Below are 12,529 nucleotides of genomic sequence, written 5' to 3'. Positions count from 1 at the left end.
CGGGCGATGCTACTTCCCGGACTCCCCCGGCGGCCCGGCCGCGCCCGCCGCCCCTGCGCCCTCGGGGTCCTTGCCCAGCAGCGAGTGCCGCCTGCTGTAGACGAAGTAGATGACCACGCCGAGCACCATCCACACCACGAACCGCAGCCAGGTCAGCACGGTCAGGTTCAGCATCAGCCACACGCAGGCGAGGATCGCCAGGACCGGCACGACCGGGACCCAGGGCGCCTTGAACGCCCGGGGCAGGTCCGGGCGGGTGCGGCGCAGCACGACCACCCCCGCCGAAACCAGGATGAACGCGAACAGCGTGCCGACGTTGACCATCTCCTCCAGCTTGTCCGCCTGGAAGAAGGTCGCCGCGACGGCGACGAGGCCGCCGACGACCAGGGTCGCCCGGACCGGGATGCCCTTGCCGCCGGTGCTCGCCAGCCCGCGCGGCAGCAGCCCGTCGCGGGCCATGGCGAAGATGATCCGGATCTGCCCCAGCATCAGCACCATGACCACGGTGGTCAGGCCCGCGAGCGCGCCGATCGAGATGACCTGCGCCGCCCAGTCGACGCCGTTGGCGGAGAACGCGGTGGCCAGCGTCTTCTTGCTCTCGCTGCCGTCCGGGTTCACCGTGGCCAACTGGGTGTAGCTGACCATGCCCACCACGACCAGCGACACCGCGACGTAGAGGACGGTCACGATCGACAGCGAACCGAGGATGCCGCGCGGCACCGACCGCTGCGGGTTCTTCGTCTCCTCGGCGGTGGTGGCGACGATGTCGAAGCCGATGAACGCGAAGAACACCAGCGACGCGCCCGCCAGCAGCCCGAAGGCGCCGAAGGAGCTGCTGCCGCTGCCGAACAGGAACGACAGCAGCGACTGCTCGACCCCCGACTGCCCCGCGGCGGCCGGTTCCGCGGGCGGGACGAACGGGGTGTAGTTGGCGGCCTTGACGTAGAAGAGGCCGAGCACGATCACGAAGAGCACGATGGCGACCTTGATCCCGGTGATCACCATGCTCACCCGCGAGGACAGCTTGGTGCCCACCGCGAGCAGGGTCACGATCACGCCCACCAGCAGCAGCGCCCCCCAGTCGACGGTGATGGGGCCGACGTCGAGGACGGTGGCGCTGGTGCGGTCCGGGTCGAAGCCGAACAGGTACCCCATGACCGTGTTGAGGTAGGTGGACCAGCCCTTCGCCACCGCGGCCGAGCCGACGGCGAGTTCGAGGATGAGGTCCCAGCCGATGATCCAGGCGACGAACTCGCCGAACGTGGCGTAGGAGAAGGTGTAGGCGCTGCCCGCGACGGGGACCGTGGAGGCGAACTCCGCGTAGCAGAGGGCGGCCAGGGCGCAGGCCACCGCGGCGATGACGAAGGCGACGGAGACCGACGGGCCGGAGAAGTCACCGGCCGTCCTGGCGGTGAGGGTGAAGATGCCCGCGCCGATGACCACCGCGACCCCGAAGACCGTCAGGTCCCAGGTGGAGAGGTTGCGGCGGAGCTTGGTGTCCGGGTCGTCGGTATCGGCGATGGACCGTTCGATCGACTTCGTGCGCCACAGACCACTCCCCGGCACGGCCCACCTCCTGGTTCGACGTTGTCCAGTCCAGGGAGGCTAGCGCCGCGGTGGGCGGTCCGCTTGAAGACCGGCACCGCGAACCGGGGGCGGACGAGGCGCGAGCCCCGACCCCGCGGGGGTCGAGGCTCGCGCTTCACGTCTGGCCGGGTCAGGCGGTGGCGGACGTGCGGTAGAGGTCCGGTTCCAGGTAGATCAGCCGGGCGGTGGGGACCGCCGCGCGGATGCGGGCCTCGGCGTCGTCGATGGCCTGGGCGACGTCGTCCATGTGCAGGCCGGGGCGCAGGGCGATCTTGGCGGCGACGAGAAGTTCGTCGGGGCCGATGTACTGGGTGCGGATGTGGATGACGCGCTCGATCTTGCCGGTGGCCAGCTCGTCCTCGATCCTGGCCAGTTCCGCGTCGGTGGAGCCCTCGCCGATGAGCAAGGACTTCATCTCCACGATGAGGATGACGGCGATGATGCCGAGCAGGACCCCGATGCAGATGGTGCCGACACCGTCCCACACCGGGTCGCCGGTGAGGACCGCGAGGCCGACGCCCGCGAGGGCGAGCACCAGGCCGAGCAGGGCGCCCGCGTCCTCCAGCAGCACGACCGGGAGTTCGGGGGTGCGGGACTGGCGGATGAAGCCCCACCAGGTGGCGTCGCCCTTGACCTTCTTCGACTCGGTGATGGCCGTGGCGAAGGAGTAGCTCTCCAGGCCGATGGCGACCACCAGGATGAGCACCGCGACGATCGGGGAGGTCAGCGGTTCCGGGTGGGTGACCTTGTGGATGCCCTCGTACAGCGCGAACGCCGAGCCCAGGGTGAACAGCATCAGGGCCACGATGAACGAGTAGAAGTACCGGTCGCGGCCGAAGCCGAACGGGTGCTCCCTGGTCGCCTTGCGCTGGGAGGTCTTCTGCCCCAGCAGCAGCAGGCCCTGGTTGGACGTGTCGGCCACCGAGTGCACCGACTCGGCCAGCATCGACGACGACCCGGTGACCAGGAACCCGACGAACTTCGCCACCGCGATGCCCGCGTTCGCGGCGAGTGCGGCGAGGATGGCCTTGGTGCTACCCCCTGCTGACACGGTGGCTCCCTTGGTGTTCGTCGATGTCCGATTTCGGGGGAAGCCTAGGCCACCGGGGTCACCGCTCGCCGTGCGAGGGCGCGTCGGTGCCGGTGGTGGCGACGAACAGGTGCGCCTCGCCGTCACCGGACGGCCGGGCGAGGAGGTCGGGGTCGGTGGCCGGGACCCAGGCGGAGTGGCCGGGGCGCAGGGTCAGCTCCCGCTCGCCGTCGCCGACGACCACCGTGCCCGCGCAGCAGAGCAGGATGCGGGGGGTGCCGCCGGGCAGCGCGACCTCGTCGCGGTCAGCTTCGCCCCAGGTGACCCGGGACAGCTCGAACTCGGGGGCCTCGGTGCGGTAGACGCGCAGCCTGCCCCGGTCCTCCCCGGTGGTGACCGGCATGTCGTTGCTGCCGAAGTCGAGCACCCGCAGCAGTTCCGGCACGTCGACGTGCTTGGGGGTCAGGCCGCCGCGCAGGATGTTGTCGGAGTTGGCCAGGATCTCCACCGCCGTGCCGCGCAGGTAGGCGTGCAGGTTGCCCGCGGGCAGGTAGATCGCCTCACCGGGGCCCAGGACCAGCCGGTTGAGCAGCAGGGACGCCAGCACGCCCGCGTCACCGGGGTAGGACTCCCCCAGTTCCAGGACGGTGCGGCACTCCAGGGCGAACTCGCCGTGGTCCTTGACGTGCCGGACGCAGGCGTCGAACAGGTCCGGCAGCAGGTTGCCCAGGGCGGTCTGCGGCAGGGTGATCCACATGGTGAACAGCGCGCGCAGGCCACCGGAGTCGGGCTGCCCGGCGAGCAGGTCCGCGTACGGCGCCAGGCCCGGGGTGCGCACCGCCTCCAGCAGCGCCAGGGTGCGCACCGGGTCGCGGAACCCGGCCAGGGCGTGGAACTCGGTGAGCGCGCACACCAGTTCCGGCTTGGCGGTGGGGTCGGGGTAGTTGCGGTTGGGCGCGTCCCTGGCGATGCCCGCCGCCTCCTCGCGGGCGTGGCCCTCGGCGGCCTGGGCGGCCGACGGGTGCGCCTGCATGCTCAGCGGCTCCTCGGCGGCGAGGATCTTGAGCAGGAACGGCAGCCGGTTGCCCCAGCGGGCGGCGGTGTCGGCGCCCAGCTCGGTCTCCGGGTCGGCGTCGATCCGCTCCAGCAGCGACCGCTCGGCACCGGAGGGGTCCACCACCCGCGACGGGTCGCCGGGGTGCGCGCCCATCCACAGCTCCGCCTCCGGGTGCGGGGCGGGCGAGGGGTTGCCCAGCAGCTCGGCGAGGGTGGTGCGCGATCCCCACGCGTACGGGCGCACGGCGTTGCGCAGCAGCTCCACAGACCTTCAACTCCCTCACTGCACCCGACCGACCTGCCGCGGCTGCGCCGCCGCTAGGCCGTCGCGGGTGCGTACCGTCCGGAACCGCCCGCCGTCCCCGCGGCCAGGCCGAGGTAGAGGGCGGCGAGGTCGAAGCGCAGGGCCAGCACCGCGGCCCGGGTGGGCTCGTCGGCGGCGGTGATCTCCTCGGCCGGGTCGATCAGGTCGGCCCCCGGCAGGGTCTCCGCGGCCAACCTGCGGGCCGGGTCGCCCGGGTCGGCGCGCACGGCCAGCAGCAGCACCCGCGGTGGCGCGGTGGCCGGGCCGTCGAAGTCGTCCGGGTCGGCGAAGATGTCGCCGCCGGAGGTGGCCCGCACCGCGGCCCGGTGCAGGGCGGTGCGGCTCATCGCCTGCTGGTAGTCGGCGACGTCGCAGACCAGGTCGGTGTGGGTGGCCAGGGCCTGCGCGGCGTTGCCCGCCACGGCGGTGGCGACCGGGTCGAGCCCCCACAGCAGCGGGGTGTGCTCGGCCAGCCGCAGCGCCAGCGCCTTGGCCGGGTTGACGAACGACTCGTGGTTCGGGTGCGCCCGCTCGGCCTCGCGGTCCAGCTCGTCGGCCATGGCGTCCAGGTCGACCCGCAGCAGGCCGAGGGCGGACAGCGCGAGCAGGCCCGCGGTGTAGGCGGTGGCGAAACCGAACCCGGGGCGCACCGGCATCCGGGGCGCCACCAGGACCGCGTTGCCCGCGGCAGCCGCGGCCACCGGGCCCTCGGCGGGGGCGGTGAGCACCACGGCGGCGCCACGGCGGCCCGCGCGGTCGACACCGCGGGCCAGCAGGCGGTCGCCGGGGTCGTCGGTATGCGCAACGACAACGTCGAGCGGGCCGATCCAGCCGGGCACCTCGTCGGCCAGCAGCACCGGCACCGGGCAGGCGGGCAGCAGCGCCGCCAGCAGCCCGGCCACCGCAGGCCCCAGGCCGGGGCTGGTCACCAGCACCAGGGCGCGCGGGCGCAACCCGGTCAACCGGTCGAGACCGGCCTCGCGGGCGGCGTCGGCGGTCGCGCGGACCTGGGCGCCCGCTCCGGCGGCGGCGCGCAGCAGCCCCTCGGGGTCGGCGGCGGAGATGCGCGCCGCGTCGTCGAGGAGGGTGTCGTCGGGTAGGGAGGTCAACTCAGTGGTCCGCGTCGGGCCGGGGCTCGGTGACATTGTCGAGCGGGGGCTCGGTGGCCTCGTCGAGCAGCAGCACCGGCACGCCGTCGTCGACCCGGAACACCCGCCCGCACTCGGTGCAGGTGAGCGCGTCGGCGGCCGGGTCGTCCGGGGTGCCCGCGGTCAGCGGGGCGTGGTCGTCGGACGGGCAGGCGAGGATGTCCAAGAGCTGCGGGTCCAGGGTGACTGCCATGGTGGTCCTCCTCCGGTTCGGGGGTCGCGGGCGGGGCGGGCGCGGTCAGGCCCGCACGATCGCCAGCACCTCGTCGCGCACCGCGGCCACGGCGTCGTCGTCGGCGGCCTCGACGTTGAGCCGCAGCAGGGGTTCGGTGTTCGAGGCGCGCAGGTTGAACCAGGCGCCGTCGGGCAGCCGCACGGTCAGCCCGTCCAGCTCGTCGAGGGTCACCCCGTCCCGGGCGCCGTACTCGGCCTTGATCGCGGCCAGCCGCCCGGCCTGGTCGTCCACGGTGGAGTTGATCTCACCGGAGGCGGCGTAGCGGTTGTACTCGCGGGTCAGGTCGGACAGGGTGCCCGGCTGCTCGCCGAGGGCGGCCAGCACGTGCATGGAGGCCAGCATCCCGGTGTCGGCCTTCCAGAAGTCGCGGAAGTAGTAGTGCGCGGAGTGCTCGCCGCCGAAGATGGCGCCGGTCTCGGCCATCTCCTGCTTGATGAACGAGTGCCCGACCCGGGTGCGCACCGGGACGCCGCCGTGCTCGGCGACGATCTCGGGCACCGCGTGCGAGGTGATCAGGTTGTGGATGACCGTGCCGCCGGGGTCCTTCGCCAGCTCGCGCACCGCCACCAGCGCGGTGATCGCGCTGGGCGAGACCGGGTCGCCGTTCTCGTCGACGACGAAGCAGCGGTCGGCGTCGCCGTCGAAGGCCAGGCCGATGTCGGCGCCCACCTCGCGGACCTTCGCCTGCAGGTCGACGATGTTCTTCGGGTCCAGCGGGTTGGCCTCGTGGTTGGGGAAGTTGCCGTCCAGCTCGTAGTACATCGGGGTGACGTCCAGCGGCAGGCCGTCGAAGACGGTGGGCACGGTGTGACCGCCCATGCCGTTGCCCGCGTCCACCACGACCTTGAGCGGGCGGATGCCGGAGAGGTCGACCAGCCCGCGCAGGTACTCGGCGTACCCGGTGAGCAGGTCGCGGGTCTCCACGGAACCGGTCTTGCCCGAACCGGGGGTGTCGGCCTCCACCTCGGCCTGGATGGTCCGCAGCCCGGAGTCCTGCCCGACCGGGGCGGCGCCCGCGCGGCAGAGCTTGATCCCGTTGTACTTGGCCGGGTTGTGGCTGGCGGTGAACATCGCCCCGGGCAGGTCCAGGCTGCCGGAGGCGAAGTACAGCATGTCCGTGCTGGCCAGGCCGATGTTGATCACGTCGACGCCCTCGCCGTTGGCGCCCTCGGCGAACGCGGCGGCCAAGCCGGGGGAGGACTCGCGCATGTCGTGGCCGACGACGACGGTCGGCCCGCCGACCAGCCGGGCGAAGGCGGCGCCCACCGCCCGCACCAGGTCGGCGTCGATCTGCTCGCCGACGACGCCGCGGATGTCGTAGGCCTTGAAGACGCCGGACAGGTCGCGCACGGGTTCTCCCAGGGTTCGGTGGTCCTCGCCCGGCAGCCTACCGGCGCGGGTCAGTCGTTGACCGGGTCGGGGAGGACCCGGAGGTGACCGCGCCTGCTCCCGGTGCCCGGGTCCGGCTGCTCCACCGGGCGGTCGACCCGCCCCGCCTCGCGCACGGCCTCGGCCAGCGCGGTCAGGTCGTCGACGGAGGGCTCCGGCAGCGCGAACGACCCGTCGTGGCGCACCACGTCCCACCCGCGCGGCACGGTCAGCCGCAGGGCGTGCTCCTCGCACAGGTCGTAGCTGTGCGGCTCGGAGTAGGTGGCCAACGGCCCGACGACGGCGGTCGACTCGGCATAGGCGTAGGTCAGCGTGGCGACGGCCGGGTTCAGACACCCGGTTCGTGAACACCGACGCACGCTCCGCACAACTGGTGACGATAGCGCCTCCCCCCGGCCCGGTACCGCATGTGCACCCGCGACACGCCCCCGGAGCGCCCAACCGGGGCAACTGCCGACCCGCGTACGCTGGTTCCCCGTGGTGACAGCCCGCGGTTCCCGGCGCCGCGAACGACGCAGCCGCGACCGCCACGGACGTGGCCTGCGCGGCCCCCTCTTCCCCTCGACCCTGCCCGCCGCCAGCACCCGCGCGGAGAAGTTCGACGCGCTGGTCCTCGACGCCCTGGAGCCCATCGAGGCCCGCTGGCGCACGGAGCTGACCAAGCTCGACGTCGCGGTGGACGACGTGCCGGAGGTCCCCGAGACCGGCACCCCCACCCCCGACGGCGTCCTCGCCGACAGCGGCGTACCGCTCGCCCGCCTGGTGGCGGCCGGGGTGGACCGCCGAGGCCAACCGACCCGGGCCCGGATCGTGCTCTACCGCCGCCCCCTGGAGGCCAGGGCCAAGGACGGCGGCGACCTGGCCGACCTGGTGCACGACGTGCTGGTGGAGCAGGTCGCCGCCTACCTCGGCCTCGACCCCGGCGTCATCGACGGCGAGGGCTGACCCCACCCCGACCGGCCCGCCCTGGGGACAACCCCGGGAGGGCCGCTTCCTCCGTCGGTGGCTGCCGGTTGGCTTGACCTCGGGGGCTCCCCCGGCCCTGTGGACAACTCGGCTCGGCGGAGCCTCTTTTGTCGGTGGCCCCTGGTTGAATTGATTTCGGGGGTCCCCTGGGGCTGTGGACAACTCCGGGCGGAGCGGCGGTTTCGTCGGTGGGTGGTGCTTGGGTTGATTCGGGGGCTGCCCTGGCGCCGATGGGCAGCAGGTGGGCTGGCTCCCAGGGCCTGTCCTCAACGCAGGCCGACACCCCGAAACGCCGGCCCGGCGAGTAAATGCCCGGGTGGCTGAAAAGTGCCTGCCCAGCCAGCCACCCCCGAAACCGCCGGCCCGGCGAGCCAACTGCCCGGGTGGGTGGACGCGCTTGCCCAGCCAGCCACCCCCGAAACCGCCGGCCCGGCCAGCCAACTGCCCGGGTGGGTGGACGCGCTTGCCAGCCGACCACCCCGAAAACCGCCGGCCCGGCTACGCCCCTGCCCGGGTGGGTGGATGTGTTTGGCCGGGGGTGGCGATCATGTGACAGCCTGCCTGGGCGGTGGGGCATCTTTTCAGCCCCACCTGACGCACTGGAGCACATGATCGCCATAGGGGCCCCGGCCAAACACATCCACCCAGCCGGGCACCCCCACCAAACGACCGGGCTTTGCGGGAGACGGCCAAGCTGAGCACATCCACCCACCCGGGCACCACCACGACAAGACCGGCTTCGAGGCACGGCCCACGCCGGGTCAGTCCTCGGGGCGACGGCCGGGGATCGAGGTGAGGAGCGTGAACAGCAGCACCGCGCCCTGCACCAGCAGCAGCACCCCGCGCAGCGCCGTCGGCTGTTCCACCCGCACCTCGGTCGCCCGGGTGGGGACCGTGATGGCGACCTGGCCGTCCCAGGCGCGGCTGATGCCGGTCTGCCTGCCGTCCAGGGTGGCCGTCCAGCCGGGTTCCTCCGCCGCCGCGATGACCAGCAGGCGGCCCTCGGGGCCGTCGGAGACGCGGACGGCCACCGACGGCGGGGCGGCTTCCACGGGAACGACGCCGGGGTTGTCCAGCAGCGCGGGCGGTGGGGCGCCGGTGAGGGCCTGCCTGGCCAGGTCGGGGGACAGCAGGTAGGCCGAGCCCGAGGGCAGCAGCAGGCGGAAGACCGGGCGGCCGTCGGAGGTGGGTGGGGCGTCGGCGAGGAGTTGGCCGCCGCGGTCGCGCAGGCGGTCGGCGGTGGGGGTGTCGGGGGCGACGACGAACAGGGCGCCGGATGCGGCGGCTCGGGCCAGGGCGGCGCGGACGGTGTCGACGTCGTCGCCGCGCAGGTCGCGGTCCAGGGTGGCCAGGCGGGTGGCGGCGGCCGGGGTGGGGGCGAGGTCGTCGTCGCCGAGGCGGGGTGGGCGGGCGGTGGTCTGCCGCAGGGGTTCGCCGTCGGCGGCCATGACGACGACGGAGCGGCGGGTGGCGGCCAGGTCCGCGGTCAGGGTGGGGGCCAGGCGCGGGCCGCCGTCGTCGCGGAGGGGGCCGGGGGTGGCCAGGACCGGGCCCAGGGCCAGCGCGAGGAGCCCGGTGGCGCCGAGTCCGGCGAGGGTGCGCGCGACGGCCGGGGTCGACGGCAGCCGGAGGCCCGCGCGGCCGGTGCGGCACACCCCGGTCAGCGCCCACAGCAGCCCCCAGCCGACGACCAGCAGCGGCGCGCCCGCCCAGCCGTGGGTGGCGGTGTTCCCGCCCAGCGGGGTCGCGGGCACCAGCCGCACCAGGGCCAGGGCGGCCAGGCCGACGAGGGCGAACCCGAGCCCGGGCAGCACCCCGCGCAGCGGTCGCACGGCCACCCCGAGCAGCACCGCCAGCAGCACCACCAGCCCGACGACCGGCCACGCCCCCGGTCCGCCCGCGGTCAGCGACAGCAGGTCGGTCCAGGACGCGGCCGGGGCGTCGAGCCGGGCGCCGACCCCGTGCAGCAGCACGCCGGGGTGCTGGATGACCACGGCGGGCCACGGCAGCAGCAGCGCCAGCGGCATCAGCACGAGCAGGAACAGCGCCGCCCCGCGCCGGGTGCCCGCGCCGGGGACGAGCACGAACCCGAACAGCGCCACCACGACCAGCACCAGGTGCGTCAGCGGGGAGAACGCGCCGATGACGGCCAACCCGAGCGCGGTGCCCGCGGTCGTCGACAGCCACGCCGACGGGCCCGCGCCGGTGCGCCGCCGCACCAGCAGCGCGGTGACGCCGGAGGTCACCAGGGGCAGCAGCAGGTGCACCACGACCACGTCGAGCCTGCCCTGGGCGACCGCGCCCGCGGCCGGGGGCAGCAGCGCGTAGGCCACGGCGATCAGCGCGCGCACCCAGCGGCGCACGGGTGCGCGGCGGGTGGCGAGGTAGGCGCTCAGGCCCGCGAGCGGGAGGTCGGCCAGCAGCAGCAGGGCGACCGCCGCCTGCACCCCGCCGAACGGCGCCAGGACCGCGCCGAGCAGCCCGAGCACCGCCAGCGCGGCGGGGGCCGGGGCGGCGGTGCCGCCCGCGACGCCGTGCCAGGTGCTGACGTACTCCGACCAGGTCTGGCCGAGGTCGCCGATCGGCAGCAGGCGCCCACCGGACAGGTCCAGGCCGATGCGCCCGGCGTTCACCACGAGCGCCAGCACCGCCAGGCCGACGAGCAGCAGCAGCGGTGGCGCGAGCAGGATCTGCCGCAGCACCCGGCCCCGGTCGACGCTGACCAGCACCAGGTCCGGCGCGGGTGGCGGGCCGGACCCGTCGCGGGGCACCGGTGAGGGGCGCGGCACCGGGGACGGCCGCGCGCCCCCGGGGCGCGGGGCGGCCTCGGCGGGCAGGGACACGGCGACGGCGGCGACCGGCCTGCGCAGCCCGGCCCGGCGGGGCCGACCGCCCGCGCCCGCGGGCAGCGCCTCCGGGCCGAGGGGTTTGCGCGGCGCGGGACCGTCCTCCGGGGACAGCCAGACGGCGCCGGGGTCGTAGTCGCCGGGCAGCCTGCCCAGCGCCGCGTCGGCCTCGACGCGCCTGCGGACCATGGCCGACAGCGCGCCGCGCGCCGTGTTGCGGAGCCGGGTCGACCGGCTGGTGAACAGTCCGCGAACACCTCCCCCGCCCGCGTGCGGCGCGCGCTGGGCCCGCGCGGCGCGCAGTTCGGCGTGCCCGCTGATCAGGTAGTTCAGCGCGGACAGCTCCGCGCGGGCGTCGGCGCCGCGGCGCTGCACGGCGAAGCCGAGGGCGCGCAGCAGGCACAGCGCGGCCAACCGGGGGATGCCGAGCGCGAACGACACCGCGGAGCAGTTGACCAGGAACGTGCGCATGCCGTGCCCCCGGTCGACCGCGCGCGGCGACGGGCCGAGGGCGACCGGGTGCGCGTCGAGGCCGCGGTGGCCCGCGGCGATGCCCCGGGCGTGGCGCAGCCGGGCGGCCGGGACGCAGAGCACGACCCGGCCGGAGCGGTTGACCCGCCAGCCGAAGTCGAGGTCCTCGCGCAGCAGCGGCAGCGCCCGGTCGAACCCGCCGAGGGCGTCCCACACGTCGCGGCGCAGCAGCATCCCGGCCGAGGACACGGCCAGGACCTCGGTGCTCTGGCCGAACCGGCGGTCGCCGTCGCCACCGGTCCGCTCCCGGCCGCGGGCGAGCCGGTCCCAGTCCAGTTCGGACGGCCCGATGCCGGTCTGCCGGTGCCCGGAGGCGTCGGTGGACAGTCCCGCCTCGACGACCAGCCGCGGGTCGTGCCAGTCGACGGCGAGCGGGCCCAGCACGGCAGCGGACGGGGACAGCTCGGCGGCCAGCAGCAGGGTGGCCAGGCAGTCGGGGTCGGCGGCGGAGTCGTCGTGCAGCAGCCAGACCCAGCCGCCGGGGTCGCCCCACCGCTCGACGGCGTGGTCGACGGCGGTGTGCACGGCGGTGGGGAAACCGGTGTCGCGGTCGAGGGTGAGGACGCCGTCGAGGACCTTGTCGTCGCCGGTCGCCGCGGCGGCGAGCATCTCGGCGGTGGCGTCGGTGGACCCGGTGTCGACGGCGAGCACGTGCCGGGGTCGGGGGGTGGAGTGCCGCAGCGCGGAGAGCGCGACGCGCAGCCACTCGGCGCCGTCGTGGCAGACCAGCACGGCCAGGACCGGCGCGGTGCGCAGGACCGGTGCGGCGCCGGGCGTCAGTGCTGGGCGCGACCGCGCGGACATGGCGCGCACACCTCCTCGTGGATCACGGTCCGGACCGGGTCACCGTACGTGGTCGGACCGTGGTGTCGCGCGAGGACCGGCAGGTGAACGGGGTCGGCGCGGCACACCCGCAGGACCCGGCGAGCAGGTGCGAGCCCGGCGCGGCGATGACCGCGGGGCGGGTGGGCACGGGGCAGCCGCCGCAGCGGGACGACCGCGCGGGCTGCGCACGGGTCGGGTGATCGGCGGTGCGCGGATCACCCGACCGTGCGGACGTCCTCAGTCCTCGGATCGCCGCGGGACGTGCCCGGTCCGGCTCAGACGACTCGCTTCTTCAGCTTCCGCCGCTCGCGCTCGGACAGGCCGCCCCAGATGCCGAAGCGCTCGTCGTGGGCGAGGGCGTAGTCGAGGCACTCCGCGCGCACCTCGCACCCGAGGCAGATGCGCTTGGCCTCCCGGGTGGACCCGCCCTTCTCGGGGAAGAACGCCTCCGGGTCGGTCTGCGCGCAGAGCGCGCGCTCCTGCCACTCCTGCTCGTCGGTCTCGTCGAGGAAACCGGCGAGTGCCCCCAGCTCCTCGGCCGGGCGCTCCCCCCACTCCATGACGCGACCCCCGTCGTTCATTCCCTGCATCTCAGCCCGCCTCCTCGCCTTC

Annotated in this window: 10 protein-coding genes; 1 reads left to right on the top strand and 9 read right to left on the bottom strand. The window is 74.7% G+C overall.

Annotated elements, in window-relative coordinates; genetic code table 11:
- Positions 1 to 9: 9 nt before the first annotated feature.
- From DFQ13_RS10245 to DFQ13_RS10215, 7 genes are all read right to left on the bottom strand, one after another.
- On the bottom strand, positions 10 to 1,566 hold the full coding sequence (locus DFQ13_RS10245) for an amino acid permease (RefSeq protein ID WP_052020291.1): 1,557 nt from the start codon (positions 1,564 to 1,566) through the stop codon (positions 10 to 12).
- 151 nt (positions 1,567 to 1,717) lie between these two features.
- Complete coding sequence (locus DFQ13_RS10240; RefSeq protein WP_035277569.1) at positions 1,718 to 2,638, bottom strand: cation diffusion facilitator family transporter; 921 nt, start codon at positions 2,636 to 2,638, stop codon at positions 1,718 to 1,720.
- Positions 2,639 to 2,696: 58 nt separating this feature from the next.
- Positions 2,697 to 3,938, bottom strand: a complete 1,242-nt coding sequence (manA, locus tag DFQ13_RS10235; RefSeq protein ID WP_110079585.1) for a mannose-6-phosphate isomerase, class I — start codon at positions 3,936 to 3,938, stop codon at positions 2,697 to 2,699.
- 53 nt (positions 3,939 to 3,991) lie between these two features.
- Positions 3,992 to 5,122 carry a phosphoheptose isomerase family protein gene (locus DFQ13_RS10230; RefSeq protein WP_110079584.1) on the bottom strand — a complete coding sequence of 377 codons (1,131 nt, stop codon included), beginning with the start codon at positions 5,120 to 5,122 and terminating at the stop codon, positions 3,992 to 3,994.
- The gene (locus DFQ13_RS10225) at positions 5,088 to 5,318 is read right to left on the bottom strand and encodes a Trm112 family protein (RefSeq protein ID WP_110079583.1); all 231 of its coding nucleotides are present in this window, start codon (positions 5,316 to 5,318) and stop codon (positions 5,088 to 5,090) included. Before DFQ13_RS10225 ends, DFQ13_RS10230 begins: the two co-directional genes overlap by 35 nt.
- Positions 5,319 to 5,363: 45 nt before the next feature.
- Positions 5,364 to 6,710, bottom strand: a complete 1,347-nt coding sequence (locus tag DFQ13_RS10220; protein ID WP_110079582.1) for a phosphomannomutase/phosphoglucomutase — start codon at positions 6,708 to 6,710, stop codon at positions 5,364 to 5,366.
- A 50-nt stretch (positions 6,711 to 6,760) separates the two neighbouring features.
- Entirely contained in the window at positions 6,761 to 7,117 is a 357-nt protein-coding gene (locus DFQ13_RS10215; RefSeq protein WP_181399910.1) for a DUF3499 domain-containing protein, read from the bottom strand.
- 109 nt (positions 7,118 to 7,226) lie between these two features.
- On the opposite strand from DFQ13_RS10215, the gene DFQ13_RS10210 reads away from it, so the two are divergent.
- Entirely contained in the window at positions 7,227 to 7,694 is a 468-nt protein-coding gene (locus tag DFQ13_RS10210; RefSeq protein WP_035277561.1) for a metallopeptidase family protein, read from the top strand.
- A 782-nt stretch (positions 7,695 to 8,476) separates the two neighbouring features.
- On the opposite strand, the gene DFQ13_RS10205 is transcribed toward DFQ13_RS10210, so the two are convergent.
- Together DFQ13_RS10205 and DFQ13_RS10200 are read right to left on the bottom strand one after the other, a co-directional pair.
- Positions 8,477 to 11,896 (bottom strand): glycosyltransferase family 2 protein, encoded by a 3,420-nt coding sequence (locus DFQ13_RS10205; RefSeq protein ID WP_110079581.1) that lies wholly within the window; start codon positions 11,894 to 11,896, stop codon positions 8,477 to 8,479.
- Between the two features lie 296 nt (positions 11,897 to 12,192).
- On the bottom strand, positions 12,193 to 12,507 hold the full coding sequence (locus tag DFQ13_RS10200) for a WhiB family transcriptional regulator (protein WP_035281467.1): 315 nt from the start codon (positions 12,505 to 12,507) through the stop codon (positions 12,193 to 12,195).
- Between the last annotated feature and the right edge of the window lie 22 nt (positions 12,508 to 12,529).

The organism is Actinokineospora spheciospongiae (assembly GCF_003182415.1).
In the GTDB taxonomy this organism is placed as follows: Bacteria; Actinomycetota; Actinomycetes; order Mycobacteriales; family Pseudonocardiaceae; genus Actinokineospora; species Actinokineospora spheciospongiae.
Note: the sequence above shows the minus strand (reverse complement) of the source record. Positions and strands in the feature narration are given on the sequence as shown.

Excerpts from the sequence above, each read along its gene's own strand:
- DFQ13_RS10230 (WP_110079584.1), bottom strand. The coding sequence starts at position 5,122 with ATGTCACCGAGCCCCGGCCCGACGCGGACCACTGAGTTGACCTCCCTA.
- DFQ13_RS10225 (WP_110079583.1), bottom strand. The coding sequence starts at position 5,318 with ATGGCAGTCACCCTGGACCCGCAGCTCTTGGACATCCTCGCCTGCCCG.
- DFQ13_RS10205 (WP_110079581.1), bottom strand. The coding sequence starts at position 11,896 with ATGTCCGCGCGGTCGCGCCCAGCACTGACGCCCGGCGCCGCACCGGTC.
- DFQ13_RS10200 (WP_035281467.1), bottom strand. The coding sequence starts at position 12,507 with ATGCAGGGAATGAACGACGGGGGTCGCGTCATGGAGTGGGGGGAGCGC.